The organism is Halococcus hamelinensis 100A6, from assembly GCF_000336675.1.
GTDB lineage: Archaea > Halobacteriota > Halobacteria > Halobacteriales > Halococcaceae > Halococcus > Halococcus hamelinensis.
The window spans coordinates 106709-123399 of sequence record NZ_AOMB01000020.1 but is presented as its reverse complement, the minus strand read 5'-3'; the positions used below and the strand labels follow the sequence as shown (position 1 = coordinate 123399).

Here is a 16691-nt window from a genome sequence, read left to right as displayed (position 1 = left end):
ACCATCCTTCCCCATGTCCCTCGCCGTCGAAACCCCGTCACCGCCGACCCTGGAATCCGGCGTCGACGCAGACGCCTACGAAGACGCCGACGTGGGCGGCGACGAGTACCGACGCGACGAACTCGAAGCGTTCCTCGAAGAGGGGGCCTGGGAGGAGGCGTTCACCGCGTGGGCTGCCGAGACCGGGATGACGGCGGCGGAGTTCGCCATCGTCCGCGACCTCGGGCTGGTCGAGCGCTTCGATTTCTTCTGGGACGACTTCGCCGACCGCGTGGGCTATCACGCGCCCGGCCTCCCCGAGGACTGGAAGGAACGCGACATCCACCCCGACCTCGATTCCTGGAACGCGGTGTCGTCGATCAACGCCGGCCTCACCGAACTCGGCCAGGAGGTCTGTGACGTGCTCAAAGCCGACTACATCGACTGGGAGGCCGAGTACGAGGCCCCCGACGACCTCCCCGACTTCTGACCGCCGTTCTCGGCGCACGCGACACCGAACCCGCACAACACTGAACACCGGTCGTCGGGTAGCGAACTCATGCTCTATCGGGAGTTCGAGACCCAGGCGGAGCTCGACGCGCAGTACGACGTGGGCGAACGAAACGACGAATCGGACGCGTACGCCGAATTTTACGTCGAGGAGAGCCGAAAGGCCCGCGCCGACCTCGACGTCCACCGCGACGTCTCGTTCGGTCCCACGGTCCCCGAACGGCTCGACATCTTCCCCGCCGACCGCGCCGACGCGCCCGTCCTCCTCTTCGTCCACGGCGGGTACTGGCACAGCAATCACGCCGAGGACTTCAGCTTCGTCGCCCGAGGACCCGTCTCGGAAGGGGTGACGACCGTCGTGATGAACTACGCGCTCTGTCCCGCCGTTCCCGTCCCCGAGGTCGTGCGCCAGGCCCGTGCGGCCCTCGTCTGGACCCACGAGAACATCGCGGAGTACGGCGGCGACCCCGACCGACTGTTCGTCTCGGGCCACTCCGCCGGCGGCCATCTCACCGGCTGCCTGCTGTCCACCGACTGGGAGGACGACTACGGAAAGCCCGCCGACCTCGTCGAGGGCGCGTGTGCGGTCAGCGGGCTCTACGACCTCGAACCGTTCCCCTACACCTGGCTCCAGCCGAAGCTCCAGCTCACCTGGCGGGAAGTCAGAGAGCACAGCCCGATCCGACACCTTCCCGACCGCGCGCCGCCGCTGATCGTCACCTATGGAGAAGAGGAATCCGCCGAACTCCGCCGCCAGTCGGCGGACTTCCTGACCGCGTGGCGGGACCACGGCCTCGACGGTCGGTCGTTGCCACAGCCGGGGGCCGACCACTACTCCGCTATCGAGGGCTTCCTCGACCCCGAGAGCCAACTCTGTTCGGCGATACTCGACCTGATAGAGGAATAAGGGCAGCCCGCCCGGTCAGCGAACCGTGTAGCCCCCGTCGAGCACGACGGTCTCGCCGGTCATGTAGGCCGAGGCGTCGCTCGCGAGGTAGACCGCCGTCGGGCCGAGCGTCTCGGGCGCGGGGATCGCGTCGTGGAGCATCTCCTCGCGCCAGGTGTCGGCGGCGTCCGCGACGGCCTCGCTGGCCTGGTCGGCGTTGTCGGTGTCGATGTAGCCCGGTGCGAGGTTGTTGACGCGAATACCGTACTCCGCCCACTCGGAGGCGAGCTGGTTCTTGAACCCTTCTAACCCCGCTTTCGAGGTGTTGTAGGCGACCTGGCGCTGGGGGTGGTTGGCGATGAACGCCGACATCGAGGAGACGTTCACGATCACGCCACCCTCACCCGCGATCATCTCGCGACCGACCGCGCGCGAACAGAGGAAGGTCCCGGTGAGGTTCGTCTCGATGACCGCGTACCACTCCTCCAGGGTCATCCCCTCCATCGCCTCGTGGACGACGATCCCGGCGTTGTTCACCAGCACGTCGACGGTCCCGAAGCGCTCGACCGCCGCTTCGACCATCGCCTCGACCGATGCCTCGTCGGCGACGTCACACTCGACCGCGAGGGTTTCGACGCCCGTCCGCTCCGCGATCTCCTCGGCGGCGGTCGCGCCCGAGGCTTCGTTCCGGTTCGCGACGACGACGTTCGCGCCGGCCTCGGCGAGCGCGGTCGCGATGGCGCGCCCGATGCCACGGTTGCCGCCGGTGACGATCGCCGTTCGGCCGTCGAGACTGAACGCATCGAAGACGGTCATGGTTCCCCCCTCGGACACCAGCGACAAAGCGATTCGCCTTCGTGGATCGCTTTCGCTGGACGCCGGGTCAGCGACGGGTGACCGTGGCGAGCCAGGCGGGGCTCTCGCCCGACTCGAAGTTGGTCTCGAAGGCCACCTCGTCGATGGTCTCGACCGTCCAGCCGTCCCCGAACGCCGCCCGGACCTCGGCCCTGGTCATCGAGGGGCCCTGGTGGTCGGGTTCGCGTCCGGTGAACCCCAGGACGTAGCATCGACCGCCCGGTCGAAGCACGGTGTGGAGTCCGTCGGTGTACGTCGACACGCGCTCGTCGCCGGAGAAGACGTGAAACAGGCCGCAGTCGACCACCGTATCGAACCGTCGGTCGAGGGTCCCGAGGGCGAACGCGTCGTGGGTCAGGAACGTCGCGTCGACCCCGCGCTCGGTCGCCTTCCGCTCGGCCTTCTCGATCGCTCGTGGGGCGGCATCGACGCCACAGACGGTGTAGCCATGCTCGGCGAGCCAGAGAGCGTTCTCGCCCGTTCCACAACCCACGTCGAGGACGTCACCGGTTATCGCTCCCGCCTCGGCCAAGCGAACGATCTCGCGCTGCGGTCGACCGATGTCCCACGGCGGCGTGCCGTCGTACGCGTCGTCGAACCCGGTTTCTCCTGCACCCATACCATTCGTACGCTCGATCCACGGATAGCTATGCCGGCGTTTGCGACGACCACCGGACCGGCGTGGCGAGTGGCTTCCGCGCGTCGGTCTCAGGCCTGTGCGGTGACCAGGAACGTCTCGGGGCGGTCGTCGGCGCGCTCGACCCTGAACCCGTGGGATTCGAGGTGGTCGACGACGTCCGCCGCGCTGAACCGCTCGTCGACCGGCGGGCCGCGGGCTCCCTCACCGGTCGCGGTCCAGTCGGCGAGCACGAGTCGTCCGTCGGGCCGGAGCACTCGGGCGGTCTCGTCGAGCGCCTCCTCACTGTGGAACTCGTGATAGGTCATCGTCGAGAACGCGGCATCGAGCTCGTCGTCCGCGAACGGGAGGTCGTCGACCCCCGCGGTGACGGGGTCGACGTTCTCGGGGACGCCGCGTTCGCGGTAGGCCTCGTGCATCGCGGGCTGGACGTCGACCGCAGATAGCCGTCCGACGAACGGCGCGACGTCGTCGGTGTAGAAACCGACGCCGCTGCCGAGGTCCGCGACCGTCGCTCCGGGGCCAGGGTCGAGCGCGAACACCAGTTCGTCGGCCGAGAGCGAGGCGTACCGCGAGACGTCGTCGAGGTCGTCGGCCCGCTCGACCGGGAACGTGTGAAAGCCCATACCCGGGGCGACGCGTGCGCCCGGGTTAGCCTTGTCGTCGCACGACTTCGGGGATGAGAACGGTCCCAGCGAGACGACTCCGGTCGCCGTTCCGACTACGACGACTCCGCCTCGGGGTCGTCGGTTCACAGCGTTCCTCGAACCGTCGAAAGAACACCTGTACAGGTCGTGAAACAAGCTTTTGTGACAGCGTACCCAACGTGGCGATAGAGGAATTCGAAATGTCCGACGACGAACCAACACATCACATGGGTGAGGCGGACTTCGACGGCGAGGACCGCGACCCGCTGACGACCAACTCGGGCGAGGCGGTCCCGAACAACCAGAACACGCGGACGGCCGGTCCCGAGGGCCCGGCGCTGATGGACGACTACCACTACTTCGAGAAGATGGCCCAGTTCAACCGGGAGCGCATCCCCGAACGGGTCGTCCACGCGAAGGGTGGCGGGGCCTACGGGACCTTCACCGTCACGAACGACGAGATCAGCGAGTACACCGTGGCGGACATGTTCTCCGAGGTCGGCAAGGAGACGCCGATGTTCGCGCGCTTCTCGACGGTCGCGGGCCCCCGCGGCTCGCCCGACACCGTTCGCGACCCGCGCGGGTTCGCCTTGAAGTTCTACACCGAAGAGGGGAACTGGGACATGACGGGCAACGATACTCCCGTGTTCTTCATCCGGGACCCCTCGAAGTTCTCGGACTTCATCCACACCCAGAAGAAGATGCCGGCGAACGACCTCAGCGACCCGACCCCCCAGTGGGACTTCTGGTCGCTCTCGCCCGAATCCCTCCACCAGGTGACGTGGCTGTTCGGGGACCGCGGGATCCCGGCCTCCTGGCGCACGATGAACGGCTATTCGAGCCACACCCTGAGTTTCTACAACGACGAGGGCGAGCGCTACTGGGTCAAACTCCACTTCAAGACCGACCAGGGTATCGAGAACTTCACCGAGGAGGAGGCGATCGAGAAGGCCGGCGAGAACCCCGACTACCACAAACAGGACCTCTGGGAGGCCATCGAGGCGGGCGACTACCCCACCTGGACCCTCAAAGTCCAGGTCATGCCGGAAGCAGAGGCCGAGGAGTACGACATCAACCCGTTCGACCTGACTCGGGTGTGGCCCCACGACGACTACCCGCTGATCGAGGTCGGGACGATGGAGCTCAACGAGAACCCCGACAACTACTTCGCGGAGGTCGAGCAGGCGGCCTTCTCGCCCGCCCACGTCGTCCCCGGGATCGCCCACAGCCCCGACAAGATGCTCCAGGGTCGCATCCCCTCCTACGACGACGCCCACCGCTACCGACTGGGCTCGAACTTCGAGCAGATCCCGGTCAACCAGCCGAAGAACGCCGAGACGAACAACTACCACCAGGACGGTGCCATGCGGATGGACGACAACAACGGTGCCGGCCCGAACTACGAGCCGAACTCCTTCCGTGGACCGGTCGAACAGCCCGAAGTCGAGAAACCCCCGCTCAAGGTCTCCGGCGACGCCGACCGGTATCAACACCGGGAACGGATTGACAACTACAAACAGCCCGGCGACCTCCTTCGTGAAGTCATGGACGACGCGGAACGCGACCGCTTCGTCGAGGCCGTCGTCGGCGACATGGACGGCGTGAGCGAGGACGGGATCAAGAAACGCCAGATCCGCCACTGGTTCAAGGCCGACCCGGACGTCGGTCGTCGCCTCGCCGAGGGGCTCGGTTTCGACCCCGAGACGATCATCGCCGACGAACTCCTCGAAGTCGAAGACGAGATCCCCGACGCCCCCGTCGTGGACGACCTCGTCGATATCGACGTCGAGGACCAGCCGGAACCCCAGCCACCGACCCAGAACGACGACTGAGCGGTCCTCGGCTCCGTTTTCCGTTTTTCCCCACTCGACAGCGCCGCTGTGGACCGAGTCGCGATGCCCGTACGATTAATGTCCGCTGCCGCCGATTCGGTGGTATGAGCGAATCGGAACCCCTCTCACCGCCCCAGGAGCGCGAGTGCGTGCTGTGCGGTCGGCAGGACGTCTGGAGCGACGAGGACACAAACTGGCGGATCGCACACGAGGGCGAGGCCCACTGTATCCACGAGTGGGACATCAACGGCACGTACAACCCTTTCTAGAGAACGCGCTTTACAGCGGGTCGTTCGTCCGCTCGGAGCAACAGCGGGAAGGGATGTCCACCGAGGCGACCATTACGATGAGTCCGTCTGGGAAACGCACCATTTCGACCTCAGACCGGGTCGCCGTCGCCGTAGGTCTCGGCCAGCGAATCGAGCGCGTCGTGGCGGTGGGTGGTGTGCGGCGCGGTCAGCGGCGAGACGCTGACCCGGCCCTCCACCACCGCTCGACGGTCGCTACCCCCGGGGTCGGGGATGTCGCCATCGGCCATCAGCCCCCAGATCCGGTCCCGGAAGACGACTGCATCGTCCTCGTGTTCGGCTCCCATCTCGTAGACGTCGGAGGGGTGGGTCACGGCCATCGACGGCGCGCTCTCGTTGCATCGTTCGGGGATCGGCGCGTTGACGTTGAGGTAGTCGGCCTCCTCGAAAACCCCCGAATCGAGCGCGCCGTCGACGAGGTGGGTCGTGGCGCGGACGGCCTCCGCGTACTCGCTCTCGCGGGCGGCGTACTCGTGGAAGTCGAGGTCCCGACCCGGGATGTAGAGCGAGACCGCGATCGCGGGTGTCTCGAAGAACGTCGCCTCGACGGCGGCGCTGATCGTCCCCGACCGCCCGAGGACGTACTCGCCGAGGTTCGCGCCCTGGTTACAGCCCGAGACCACGAGGTCGACGTCCGGACAGAGAGTGCCGAGCCCGCAGACCACGCAGTCGGCGGGGGTGCCCTCGACGGCGTAGCCGAGGTCGTGTTCCGTGACGGTGACCTGCTTGGAGAGGGTTCGGCCGACGGCGCTCTGGTCCTCGGCGGGTGCGACCACCGTGACCTCGCCGAGGTCGGCGAGCGCGTCGGCGAGCACCCGGAGCCCCGTGCTCTCGATGCCGTCGTCGTTCGTCAGGAGCACGTCCATGGGTCGTCTGCGGTGGGGGGTCGCAAAAACACACCGTTAGCGGCCGTGCGGTCGCGCCGACCGTCGATGGCCGCCTCCCCAATCGTGATGTGGGTCGTCCACGGATCCGACGACCATGGGACGTGACCCGACGGTGAACCGGCGTTTCGAACGGACCGGACGGGAAGCGCTGGCGACGCTGCCCCGCGGACGGGGTGAGCCCGCATGACGGACGTCGCGGTCGTCGGGGCGGGCACGGCGGGTGCAGCGGCGGCGTACGCCCTCCGAGATGCGGCGACCGTTACCGTCTTCGAGAAGAGCACCGGCGTCTGCGGACGGGCCGCGACGCGCCACGAGGACGGTTGTCACTACGACTACGGCGCGAACTACTTCAAGGACGAGGACCCGAACGTGACCGACCTCGTCACCGACGTTCTGGATACCGACGGGCTCGTCGACATCGAGGAATCCGTCTGGACGTTCGACGGCGCGGGAACCATCAGCGAGGGCCGGGATTCGGACGAACGGAAGTGGACCTACCGCGAGGGGATCGACCGGCTCGCGGCCCGGTTGTTCGACGAAACGGACGCGACCGTCGAACTCCGTACCAGGGTCGAGACCATCGCACGCGAGAGCGAGCGCTGGCGGCTTGCGGATACCGACGGCGAGGACCTGGGGACCTTCGACGCCGTGCTCCTCACTCCGCCCGCACCGCAGACCGCCGACCTCGTTCGTGAGGCCGAGTGGGAAGCGAGCCTTCGGACGGCGCTCGCCGACGCCATCGAGCAGGTACCGTACCGAACTACCCTCACGGCGGTGTTGCACTACCCCTTCGAACTCGATCGTCCGTATTACGCGCTGGTGAACACCGAGGGCGAGCACGACGTCGGCTGGCTCTCGCGCGAGGAGTGCAAACCGGGACACGTTCCAGATGGGGAATCGCTGCTGATCGTCCAGATGGGCCCCGAGTGGTCGACCGAGCGCTACGCCGAATCGACGGAACGGATCGCGGATGCGGCGGCCGACGCCACCGCCGACCTGCTCGACGACGACCGGCTCGCGGAGCCCGACTGGGTGGACTCACAGGGCTGGCGGCTCGCCCAGCCCGACGACGCGGTGGACGGGGACGTGCTGGACCGGGCGGTCGAGCACGACCTCTTCTTCGCGGGCGACTGGGTGGCCGGCGAGGGACGGGTCCACCTCGCGCTCCGGAGCGGGCTGGAGACGGGCGACCGGATGGCCGCCCGGCTGAACGCGTGACGAGGGATTCAAGCGACGGGTTCGCCTACCGTACGCAATGGGAAACGCAGACCTCCGCCAGCTCGCCGCCATCGATCCGGTCGCGTTCTCGGAGCTCGCCGGCGCGACGGTGGCCATCGACGCCCACAACTGGCTCTATCGGTACCTCACGACCACGGTCAAGTGGACCAGCGATTCGGTCTACACCACCGCCGCGGGCGAGGAGGTCGCGAACCTCATGGGGGTGGTCCAGGGCCTCCCCAAGTTCTTCGAACACGACATCACCCCGGTGTTCGTCTTCGACGGCGGCGTCACCGACCTCAAGACCGACGAGATCGAACAGCGGCGCGCGGAACGCGAGGAGGTCGAAGAACGTGCGGCGGAGGCCCGCGAAGCCGGAAACGCCATCGAGGCCGCTCGATTGGAGTCGCGGACCCAGCGCTTGACGGATACGATCCACGAGACCACCCGCGAACTCCTCTCGTTGCTCGACGTCCCCGTGGTCGAAGCGCCCGCCGAGGGCGAGGCCCAGGCCGCTCACATGGCGCGCTCTGGAACCGTGGACTACGCCGGCAGCGAGGACTACGACACCCTCCTGTTCGGGTCGCCGCGCACCCTCCGGAAGCTCACCTCCAGCGGCGACCCGGAGTGCATGGACTTCGAGGCGACCCTCGCCGACCACGACCTCACCTGGGAGGGCCTCGTGGACGTCGGCATCCTCTGTGGGACCGACTTCAACGAGGGCGTCTCGGGGATCGGGCCGAAGACCGCCGTCAAACTGGTCCGCGAACACGGCGACCTCTGGGCCGCGCTCGAAGCCGAGGACGCGTACGTCGAGAACGCCGACCTCGTTCGCGAGCTCTTCTTGAACCCCGACGTCACCGACGTCGAGTTCGACCCCGACATCTCGCCGGACCTCGCGGCGGCGCGACGATACGTCACCGACGAGTGGGAGATCCCCGAGGACGAGGTCGACCGGGGCTTCGAGCGGATCGAGGAGTCGGTCGTCCAGTCGGGCCTCGACCGCTGGACGTGAGGGTTTTAGGCCCGGCGCGCTCCCTCTTCGCATGGACACATCCGAGGTCGAGCGGCTGATCGAGGACGGGATCGAGGACGCGGAGGCCACCGTTCGGGGCGCGCGCGCGGTCGAGGACGACCACCTCGCGGCGACGGTGGTCTCGCCCGCCTTCGAGGGCGAGACACTCGTCGCCCAACATCAGATGGTCTACGACGCGCTCGGCGAGCACATGACCACCGACATCCACGCGCTCGAACTCCAGACCTACACCCCCGAGGAGTACGACGAGTAGGGGACCGAGTCCGGGTCGCCGGTTCCAGTGGGTTTAACCATCCCGACCGACAGCGGCGAGGTATGAGCAACGAGGATTACCGCACCGAATCGGACAGCCTCGGCGAGATGGCGGTCCCGACCGACGCCTACTGGGGCGCACAGACCCAGCGTGCGGTCGAGAACTTCCCGATCTCCGGGTTCACCTTCAGCCGGCGGTTCATCAGCGCGCTCGGGGTCGTGAAAAAGGCCGCCGCGCAGGCCAACGGGGAGCTCGGGCTGATCGAGGCGGAGACCGCCGAAGCGATCGTCGACGCCGCCGACGAGGTCATCGCGGGCGAGCACGACGGCCAGTTCCCGGTCGACGTCTTCCAGACCGGCTCCGGGACCTCGACCAACATGAACGCCAACGAGGTGATCGCGAACCGCGCGAGCGAGATCGTGGGTGCCGAGGTCGGGTCGGGAGCCGTCCACCCCAACGACGACGTCAACTTCGGCCAGTCCTCGAACGACGTGATCCCGACGGCGATGCACATCGCCACGCTCGAAGCCATCGAACGCGACCTGGTCCCCGCACTCGAAACCCTCCGCGCCTCGCTCGGCGAGCGCGAGGCCGAGTTCGATACGGTCGTGAAGACCGGCCGCACGCACCTCCAGGACGCGACTCCCGTTCGGCTGGGCCAGGAGTTCGGCGGCTATCGCAGCCAGATCGACAAGGGCATCTCGCGGGTGAGCCGCACCACGCGAAACCTCTCGGAACTCGCGCTCGGTGGGACCGCCGTCGGAACGGGGCTCAACACCCACCCCGACTTCCCCGAACTCGCGGCCGAGTACATCTCGAACGAGACGGGGCTCCCCTTCGAGGAGGCCGTCGACCACTTCGAGGCTCAGGCCGCCCACGACGCGATGGCCGAGGCTCACGGCGCGCTCCGCACGGTGTCGGGTTCGCTGAACAAGATCGCGAACGACCTCCGGCTGCTCGCCTCCGGGCCTCGCAACGGCCTCGGCGAGATCGACCAGCCCGAGAATCAACCGGGGTCGTCGATCATGCCCGGCAAGATCAACCCCGTCGTCGCCGAGTCGGTGAACCAGGTCCACGCCCAGGTCGTCGGCAACGACGCCACGGTCTCGACCGGCGCGGCGGGCGGCCAGATCGATCTGAACCTCTATAAACCCGTCATCGCCTACAACACCCTCGAATCCATCTCGCTGCTCGCCAACGCCAGCGAGGCGTTCGCGGAGAAGTTCGTCGACAGGCTCGACGCCAACCGCGAGCAGTGCGAACGCCAGGTCGAACAGAGCATGGCGCTCGCCACGGCGCTCAACGCCCACATCGGCTACGACGACGCGAGCAAGGTGGCGAAGCAGGCGCTCGCCGAGGACAAGACCATCCGCGAGGTCGTCGTCGGCGAGGGCTACCTCGACGAAGACGAGGCCGACGAGGTGCTCGACGCCCACGCGATGACCGAGCGCGGGATCCCCGGGCGCGAGGAGTAAGGGGTCGTATCGGCTTCGAATCGCGAACAAGACCTCGCGATTCTGCGACGAGAGCTGAAACGTCTACGACAAGTCCCGACACAACTGAGAGACCGCCACCGCTCCGCCCCGCATCGGCCACACGCCTCCCCAGCCGATTCGTTCCGCTCGTTGTNACGACAAGTCCCGACACAACTGAGAGACCGCCACCGCTCCGCCCCGCATCGGCCACACGCCTCCCCAGCCGATTCGTTCCGCTCGTTGTACTCGCTCCACTCATCCACCGGCAGAGCTTCGCTCTGCCGAGCCTGCACTCGCTACGCTCGCGCGGACCTCGCACAGTGTCCGCGACCGGCCCTCACTGTCGTTCGGACCGGCCGCGAGCGCGCGCCGACCGTGTCCGGACCACAACCGCACCGCAACCGTATCGAACCGCAGCCACACCGCAACCACACCGAACCGCAACCGCACCGCGACCGCTGGCGGTCGATTGGAGCTCCGGGGTCCTCGTCGCCGGGACGGGAAGCGATTAGTCGTTCGCCGCGGAAGGCCGGGCATGGAAACCACGGCGGCGTTTGCCGGGCTCGTCTGCACCGACTGTGGACAGGACTTCGACGCGGGGACGACGACCCACGGCTGTCCTGACTGCGGCGGGATACTGAACCCGACCTACGACCTCGCAGCGCTCGACCTCACGCGCGCGGATCTGGAATCCCGGCCGTTCGACGGCATGTGGCGCTACGAGGAGTTGCTTCCTTTCCCCCGGGACGCGGCGGTGACGATGGACGAGGGCACCACCCCGCTGGTCGAGTGTCCCGAACTCGCGGACGAACTCGGCGTCGGGCGCGTGGTCGTGAAAGACGAGGGCCGCAACCCCACGGGGAGCTTCAAGGACCGGGGCCACGCGCTCGCGGTCTCGGCGGCGGTCCAACACGGCGCGAGCGACGTCGCGCTCGCGTCCGCCGGCAACGCGGGCCAGTCCGCCGCGGCCTACGCCGCCCGCGCGGGGCTCGACTCGCACGTCTTCGTCCCCTCGCGCGCGAGCTTCGTCAACAAGGCGATGATCAACGTCCACGGCGGCGATATGAACGTCGTCGAGGGACGGTTCACCGACGCCGCCGCGGCCTGTGCCGACGCCATGGAGGGCGAGGACTGGTACTCGACGAGTTCGTTCTCGACGCCCTACCGCCACGAGGGCAAGAAGACGATGCTCTACGAGATCGTCGAACAGCTCGGCTGGGAGGTCCCCGACAGGGTCGTCTACCCCACCGGCGGCGGGGTCGGGCTCGTCGGGATGCACAAGGGGGCCAAGGAGTTCCGCGACCTGGGCCTCATCGACGGGCTACCCGCGATGTACGCCGCCCAGTCGAGCGGCTGTGCCCCGGTCGTCGAGGCGTGGGAGAGGGGTTCGGACCGCCACGACGAGTGGGAGGTGCCGGACACGATCTGCGGCGGGATCGAGATCCCCGACCCCGGCGCGAGCCCGTTGATCCTCGACGCGCTCCGGGAGTCCGACGGCGGTGCGGTGGCGACGCCGGACGACGAGATCCTCGACAGCGCGATCACGGTGGCCCAGCACACGGGCCTGGAGATGGGCGCGACCTGTGCGGCGGCGGCGAGCGGTGCGTGGGAACTCGCCGAGGAGGGCGTGTTCGACGACGACGATACGGTGGTCCTGATGAACACCGCGACCGGCAACAAGGAGGACGACATCCTCCGGAGTCACCTGATGGGCAAAGGGCTGTAGAACCGTCTCGCGCCGGTGCTCGTGACCGCGACAGGACCTGAAACTTGCACTCACTCCCTTCGGTAGCTTGCTCTCGCGTGGCCAACGCAGTTGCCCGCGGCCGTCGGCGATCGATAGCGATGGCACGAGACTTCACCGACGACGACCGCGGTCTCTCGGTCGTCGACCACGACGGCAATCGCGTTGGGACCGTCGACGACGTTCGGGACGACACCGCGCTCGTCGACACGAGTGGAAGCGATTCGGGTGTCCTCGACACGGTCACATCCGCGCTCGGCTGGAACGACGACGACGAGACGCACGAACTCCGCCACGACGACGTGGAGACGGTGAGCGACGAGCACGTTCGTCTCCGAAACCTGTAGAGGGGGCTCGACTCGCGTCACTTTTTCCGATGGGATGCCGTCGATAGAGGCTGGCGTCTCCGTGGTGGGCGGAGCAATATCGACCGAAACCGGCGACGGTTCGTGCGACTCCTGACGAGGAAGGAGCTATCGGCAGAGACCGGGTCAGGCCCCGAGGAGGTCGTCGTAGCGCGCGCCGGTCTGTTTCAGGGTTCGGGTCGATCGGAGGCGCTCGTGGTCGTAGGGCAGGTACTCCCGTTCGAGCAGGTCGATCTGTTCGGCCACGGCCTCGGGGTCGCGCCCGTGGATCATGGTAAAGAGGTTGTAGGGCCAGTCGAGTTCCGGGCGGCGTGGCCGGTGATAGCAGAGCGTCACCGCGGGGAGCGCGCCGACCTCCGTTCCCCTGGTGTCGAGTTCGTCGTCGGGGACGTCCCAGACCACCATGCAGTTGGCGTCGAAGCCCGTCGCGACGTGGTTCACCACGCAGCCGACCCGCTTGAGACAGCCCGTTTCGAGGAGTCGCTCTATCGCCGCGAGGACGTCCTCGACCGGCGCGCCGACCTCGCTCGCGATGTCGCGGTAGGGCGTCGTCGTCAGCGGGAACCCCTCCTGAATCGCGAGTAGGAGGTCGGCATCGAGCGCGGAGAGGTCGCCCGCCGCCGACTCGCTCATCCGGGTCGCCTCGACCGCGTCCCGACCGACGGCCGACTCGCGGGCGAAGCGGTCGGCGTTCACCACGGGAAATTCGAGGTCGATGTAGAAGTCCGTGAGCATCGGGAGCGAGAGCACGGGACAGCCGGTTCGTTTCTCGATCTCCGCGAGGATCGCATCACGGGTCCCGCGCGTGCCCGCGGTGACGACGAACCACAGGTTCCAGTCGTGGTCGCGGCGGTAGTTGTGGTTGACCTGGCGGTACTCGTTGACGACCGCCGCCACCTCGTCGAACCGTTCCGCGGGGGCCTGGACCGCGGCGAGCGCCGACGACCCGATCACGGGCGGGTTCAACACCGCGCCGAACCGTCGGAAGATACCCGTCTCGCGCAGACGCGTGATCCTGGCGAGCGCCTCGTCCTCGCTCACCCCCAGCTCCGCGCCCACGACGCGAAACGGCCGCTCGCGAACCGGGAAGCCGCTCTGGTACTCGTCGATCAGCCGGACGTCGACGGGGTCGAGGTCGGCCCGCCAGTCGTCCGCCAGCGAACTCATTGCCCCATCTACGGCCCGGGGAAACTACGGTCTGTCGGTTCCGGGCGCTTATTCGTCACGCGCACCCGCTGTCGATATGGACACGAACCCGGAGCGGGTGGCGCTCGTCACCGGCGCGACCAGCGGCATCGGGCGGGCGGCGGCACGTCGGCTCGGGAGCATTGGTTGGACCGTCGCAGTGACGGGTCGCGATGCCGAGCGCGGTCGCCGAACCGTCGAAGAAGTCGAGGAGACGGGTGGCGAGGCGACGTTTCTCCGGGCGGACCTCGCCGACGTCGAGACCGTGGCGGCGCTGGCTGACGCCGTGCGCGAGCGCTACGACCGGCTCGACGTGCTGGTGAACAACGCGGCGTGTTCGCCGGGCGAGCGCCGCCTCACCGACGACGGCCACGAGCGCTCGTTCGCGGTCAACCACCTCGCCCCGTACCGTCTGACCCACGACTTACTTCCCCTGCTCGCCGCGAGCGGGCCGGCTCGGGTGGTCACGACTGCCTCGACCCTGCATCGACGCGGGGAGCTCGACTTCGACGACCTTCGACTGGATTCGGGCTACGACCCGCTCGACGCCTACGCCCGCTCGAAGCTCGCGAACGTGCTCTTCGCGACCGAACTCGCCGCACGGCTCGGCAAGGGCGTAACCGCGAGCGTCGTGCATCCCGGATTCGTTCCCGGGAGCGGGCTCTACCGCGACGCCTCGCTCTCGGTTCGAACGGGCACCCGTCTCGCGGCCCGCCTTCCCGGGGTCGGTACCTCGGTCGAGGACGGGGCCGAGGGGCTGGTCTACGCCGCCGTCGCGCCCGCCGCCGCGACCCGTTCGGGAGCCTACTACGAGGGCACCCGACCCACCGAGCCGGACCCGCGCGCCCACGACGAACGGCTCCGCGAGCGCCTCTGGACCCAGAGCGCCGCGATGGTCGGTGTCGACCCCGATTGGCCCTGAATCGAGCGCGCCGCTATTCGTCCGCGGTCGCGGTTCGGTGCGGAGCTGTGGCGGTTCGGTGCGGATGCTTAGCGGTCCGAATACGGTCGGCGCGCGCTCGCGGCCGGTTCGAACGACAGTGAGGGCCGGCCGCGGACACTGTGCGAGGTCCGCGCGAGCAACGTGAGCGCGGGCTTGGCAGAGCGAAGCTCTGCCAGTGGATGAGTGGAGCGAGTACAACGAGCGGAACGAATCGGCTGGGGAGGCGTGTGGCCGATGCGGGGCGGAGCGGTGGCGGTCTCTCAGTTGTGTCGGGACTTGTCGTNAGTACAACGAGCGGAACGAATCGGCTGGGGAGGCGTGTGGCCGATGCGGGGCGGAGCGGTGGCGGTCTCTCAGTTGTGTCGGGACTTGTCGTCGACGCTTCAGTCATCCGTGCAAACCGACGAATCGAAGCACGCCACGACCGGCTTCGAGTATGCCAGCGGTTTTGCCCCTCGCACCACGAATCGGTTCATGAACGTCATCGTGGTCGGCGGCGGGCTCGCGGGGCTGGTCGCGGCGCGTCACCTCGCCGCCGGCGGGCTGGACGTCGAACTCATCGAGCGCCACGACACCGCCGGTGGGCGGGTCCGGAGCCGCATCGTGGACGGCTACACCCTCGACCGCGGGTTCCAGGTGCTGTTCACCGCCTATCCCGGTGTGCGGCGCGAACTCGACCTCGCCTCCCTCGACCTCCGGTCCTTCACCCCCGGTGCGACGCTCGCACGCCCCGGATCCACCCGTCCCCTCGCGGACCCCCGGCGCGACCCACGCTCGCTTCCCGCGACCGCCGCGGCTCCCGATGCGACCCTCGGGGACAAACTCCGGGTCGTCCGGCTCTGGCGTGCGCTCGCCGACCGACGGGAGAGCGAGGCGTTCGCCGGTCCGGACCGGTCGGTGGCCGACTACCTCGACGAACGGGGGTTCTCGGAGCGGTTCGTCGAGTCGTTCTTCGCGCCCTTCTACGGCGGGATCACGCTCGACCGCGACCTCTCGACCTCGGCGGCGGTGTTCGAGTACACCTTCCGGATGCTCGCGGCGGGCGACATCGCGGTGCCCGTGAACGGGATGGGCGCGGTCACGGCCCAGCTCGCCGACGGCGCGCGGGCCGCCGGCGCACAGCTCACCCTCGGGACGACCGTCGAATCGGTCGAGCCCACCGACGACGACGCGACGGTCGAGCTCGGGACCGAAACCCGCGAGGCCGACGCGGTCGTGGTCGCCACCGACCCGCCGACGGCCCGCGACCTCACTGGCGTCGAGTCGATCCCGACCGACGCTCGCGGGTGCGTGACACAGTACCTCTCGTACCCCTCGGACCAGCGGCTCCCCACTGGAGGAAAGCTCCTGCTCAACGCCGCCGGCGACGAACCCAACCACGTCGCCCCGCTCTCGAACGTGGCCCCCGAGTACGCGCCCTCGGGTCGGGACCTCCTCAGCGCGACGTTCCTCGGGACGCGGGACGAGAGCGACGACGCCCTCGCGAACCGCGTCCGCCGGGCGCTCGCGTCGTGGTACCCCGACCGCCGGTTCGACCTCTCCCCGGTCGCTACCGACAGGATCGAGTTCGCGCAGTTCGCCCAACCGCCGGGGTTCTATCGAGGGCTTCCAGCGGCCGATGCGCCCGAGGGCCCGGTCTTTCTCGCCGGTGACTACACCAACTGGTCGTCGATCCACGGCGCGATCGGGAGCGGGCGGACCGCGGCACGGACGGTGCTCGATTCGGCGTGATCTGGTTCGTTTGTGTTGTGTCTTCGAATCGGTGTCTGGGTCAGCCACGATACGAGCGCTCCGGCAATACCCGGTCCAAACGAGAACCGCCCCGCACCGCCACCGCCCCGCATTAGCCACACGCCTCCCCAGCCGACTGCGCTCCTCGGTCGTTCGCTTTGCTCGCTCCCTGCGGTGCTCATCCACTGGCAGAGCTTTGC

General features: G+C 68.2%; 17 protein-coding genes. 12 read left to right on the top strand and 5 right to left on the bottom strand.

Features of this window, described 5'->3' with window-relative positions; all coding sequences use genetic code 11:
- The first annotated feature begins 13 nt into the window (after nt 1-13).
- Both C447_RS07180 and C447_RS07175 read left to right on the top strand, forming a co-directional pair.
- Nucleotides 14-469 carry a hypothetical protein gene (locus tag C447_RS07180; RefSeq protein ID WP_007692373.1) on the top strand — a complete coding sequence of 152 codons (456 nt, stop codon included), beginning with the start codon at nt 14-16 and terminating at the stop codon, nt 467-469.
- Nucleotides 470-538: 69 nt separating this feature from the next.
- On the top strand, nt 539-1396 hold the full coding sequence (locus C447_RS07175; protein ID WP_007692371.1) for an alpha/beta hydrolase: 858 nt from the start codon (nt 539-541) through the stop codon (nt 1394-1396).
- 15 nt (nt 1397-1411) lie between these two features.
- On the opposite strand, the gene C447_RS07170 is transcribed toward C447_RS07175, so the two are convergent.
- The 3 genes from C447_RS07170 to C447_RS07160 form a co-directional block, all read right to left on the bottom strand.
- A complete protein-coding gene (locus C447_RS07170; RefSeq protein WP_007692369.1) occupies nt 1412-2191 on the bottom strand; it encodes an SDR family NAD(P)-dependent oxidoreductase in 780 nt (259 codons plus the stop codon).
- A gap of 67 nt (nt 2192-2258) precedes the next feature.
- Nucleotides 2259-2849 carry a class I SAM-dependent methyltransferase gene (locus tag C447_RS07165; protein ID WP_007692367.1) on the bottom strand — a complete coding sequence of 197 codons (591 nt, stop codon included), beginning with the start codon at nt 2847-2849 and terminating at the stop codon, nt 2259-2261.
- A gap of 89 nt (nt 2850-2938) precedes the next feature.
- A complete protein-coding gene (locus C447_RS07160; RefSeq protein ID WP_007692363.1) occupies nt 2939-3493 on the bottom strand; it encodes a class I SAM-dependent methyltransferase in 555 nt (184 codons plus the stop codon).
- Between the two features lie 221 nt (nt 3494-3714).
- On the opposite strand from C447_RS07160, the gene C447_RS07155 reads away from it, so the two are divergent.
- Both C447_RS07155 and C447_RS18130 read left to right on the top strand, forming a co-directional pair.
- Nucleotides 3715-5346, top strand: a complete 1632-nt coding sequence (locus tag C447_RS07155) for a catalase (RefSeq protein ID WP_272942153.1) — start codon at nt 3715-3717, stop codon at nt 5344-5346.
- Between the two features lie 104 nt (nt 5347-5450).
- Nucleotides 5451-5615, top strand: coding sequence for an HEWD family protein (locus tag C447_RS18130; protein ID WP_007692359.1), 165 nt, complete (start codon nt 5451-5453; stop codon nt 5613-5615).
- 110 nt (nt 5616-5725) lie between these two features.
- On the opposite strand, the gene surE is transcribed toward C447_RS18130, so the two are convergent.
- The gene (gene surE, locus C447_RS07150; RefSeq protein WP_007692357.1) at nt 5726-6520 is read right to left on the bottom strand and encodes a 5'/3'-nucleotidase SurE; all 795 of its coding nucleotides are present in this window, start codon (nt 6518-6520) and stop codon (nt 5726-5728) included.
- A gap of 204 nt (nt 6521-6724) precedes the next feature.
- Here surE and C447_RS07145 point away from each other — a divergent pair, with 204 nt between their 5' ends.
- From C447_RS07145 to C447_RS07120, 6 genes are all read left to right on the top strand, one after another.
- Complete coding sequence (locus C447_RS07145; protein WP_007692355.1) at nt 6725-7759, top strand: NAD(P)/FAD-dependent oxidoreductase; 1035 nt, start codon at nt 6725-6727, stop codon at nt 7757-7759.
- Nucleotides 7760-7796: 37 nt separating this feature from the next.
- On the top strand, nt 7797-8774 hold the full coding sequence (gene fen / locus C447_RS07140) for a flap endonuclease-1 (protein WP_007692353.1): 978 nt from the start codon (nt 7797-7799) through the stop codon (nt 8772-8774).
- 31 nt (nt 8775-8805) lie between these two features.
- Complete coding sequence (locus tag C447_RS07135; protein WP_007692351.1) at nt 8806-9048, top strand: BolA family protein; 243 nt, start codon at nt 8806-8808, stop codon at nt 9046-9048.
- Between the two features lie 62 nt (nt 9049-9110).
- Complete coding sequence (locus C447_RS07130; protein WP_007692349.1) at nt 9111-10523, top strand: class II fumarate hydratase; 1413 nt, start codon at nt 9111-9113, stop codon at nt 10521-10523.
- A gap of 535 nt (nt 10524-11058) precedes the next feature.
- The gene (locus tag C447_RS07125) at nt 11059-12249 is read left to right on the top strand and encodes a threonine synthase (protein ID WP_007692347.1); all 1191 of its coding nucleotides are present in this window, start codon (nt 11059-11061) and stop codon (nt 12247-12249) included.
- A gap of 119 nt (nt 12250-12368) precedes the next feature.
- Nucleotides 12369-12614, top strand: coding sequence for a hypothetical protein (locus tag C447_RS07120; RefSeq protein ID WP_007692345.1), 246 nt, complete (start codon nt 12369-12371; stop codon nt 12612-12614).
- Nucleotides 12615-12758: 144 nt separating this feature from the next.
- Here C447_RS07120 and ahbB read toward each other — a convergent pair whose 3' ends face one another.
- A complete protein-coding gene (gene ahbB, locus C447_RS07115) occupies nt 12759-13799 on the bottom strand; it encodes a siroheme decarboxylase subunit beta (protein ID WP_007692343.1) in 1041 nt (346 codons plus the stop codon).
- 76 nt (nt 13800-13875) lie between these two features.
- Between ahbB and C447_RS07110 the strand changes: the two genes are divergently transcribed.
- Both C447_RS07110 and C447_RS07105 read left to right on the top strand, forming a co-directional pair.
- Complete coding sequence (locus C447_RS07110; protein WP_007692341.1) at nt 13876-14739, top strand: SDR family NAD(P)-dependent oxidoreductase; 864 nt, start codon at nt 13876-13878, stop codon at nt 14737-14739.
- Between the two features lie 495 nt (nt 14740-15234).
- Nucleotides 15235-16491: an NAD(P)/FAD-dependent oxidoreductase gene (locus tag C447_RS07105; RefSeq protein WP_029601842.1), complete on the top strand. Its 1257-nt coding sequence runs from the start codon at nt 15235-15237 to the stop codon at nt 16489-16491.
- Nucleotides 16492-16691: the final 200 nt, after the last annotated feature.

Coding starts and splice junctions, on each gene's coding strand:
- C447_RS07180 (WP_007692373.1), top strand. CDS start 14: ATGTCCCTCGCCGTCGAAACCCCGTCACCGCCGACCCTGGAATCCGGC.
- C447_RS07175 (WP_007692371.1), top strand. CDS start 539: ATGCTCTATCGGGAGTTCGAGACCCAGGCGGAGCTCGACGCGCAGTAC.
- C447_RS07170 (WP_007692369.1), bottom strand. CDS start 2,191: ATGACCGTCTTCGATGCGTTCAGTCTCGACGGCCGAACGGCGATCGTC.
- C447_RS07165 (WP_007692367.1), bottom strand. CDS start 2,849: ATGGGTGCAGGAGAAACCGGGTTCGACGACGCGTACGACGGCACGCCG.
- C447_RS07160 (WP_007692363.1), bottom strand. CDS start 3,493: ATGGGCTTTCACACGTTCCCGGTCGAGCGGGCCGACGACCTCGACGAC.
- C447_RS07155 (WP_272942153.1), top strand. CDS start 3,715: ATGTCCGACGACGAACCAACACATCACATGGGTGAGGCGGACTTCGAC.
- C447_RS18130 (WP_007692359.1), top strand. CDS start 5,451: ATGAGCGAATCGGAACCCCTCTCACCGCCCCAGGAGCGCGAGTGCGTG.
- surE (WP_007692357.1), bottom strand. CDS start 6,520: ATGGACGTGCTCCTGACGAACGACGACGGCATCGAGAGCACGGGGCTC.
- C447_RS07145 (WP_007692355.1), top strand. CDS start 6,725: ATGACGGACGTCGCGGTCGTCGGGGCGGGCACGGCGGGTGCAGCGGCG.
- fen (WP_007692353.1), top strand. CDS start 7,797: ATGGGAAACGCAGACCTCCGCCAGCTCGCCGCCATCGATCCGGTCGCG.
- C447_RS07135 (WP_007692351.1), top strand. CDS start 8,806: ATGGACACATCCGAGGTCGAGCGGCTGATCGAGGACGGGATCGAGGAC.
- C447_RS07130 (WP_007692349.1), top strand. CDS start 9,111: ATGAGCAACGAGGATTACCGCACCGAATCGGACAGCCTCGGCGAGATG.
- C447_RS07125 (WP_007692347.1), top strand. CDS start 11,059: ATGGAAACCACGGCGGCGTTTGCCGGGCTCGTCTGCACCGACTGTGGA.
- C447_RS07120 (WP_007692345.1), top strand. CDS start 12,369: ATGGCACGAGACTTCACCGACGACGACCGCGGTCTCTCGGTCGTCGAC.
- ahbB (WP_007692343.1), bottom strand. CDS start 13,799: ATGAGTTCGCTGGCGGACGACTGGCGGGCCGACCTCGACCCCGTCGAC.
- C447_RS07110 (WP_007692341.1), top strand. CDS start 13,876: ATGGACACGAACCCGGAGCGGGTGGCGCTCGTCACCGGCGCGACCAGC.
- C447_RS07105 (WP_029601842.1), top strand. CDS start 15,235: ATGAACGTCATCGTGGTCGGCGGCGGGCTCGCGGGGCTGGTCGCGGCG.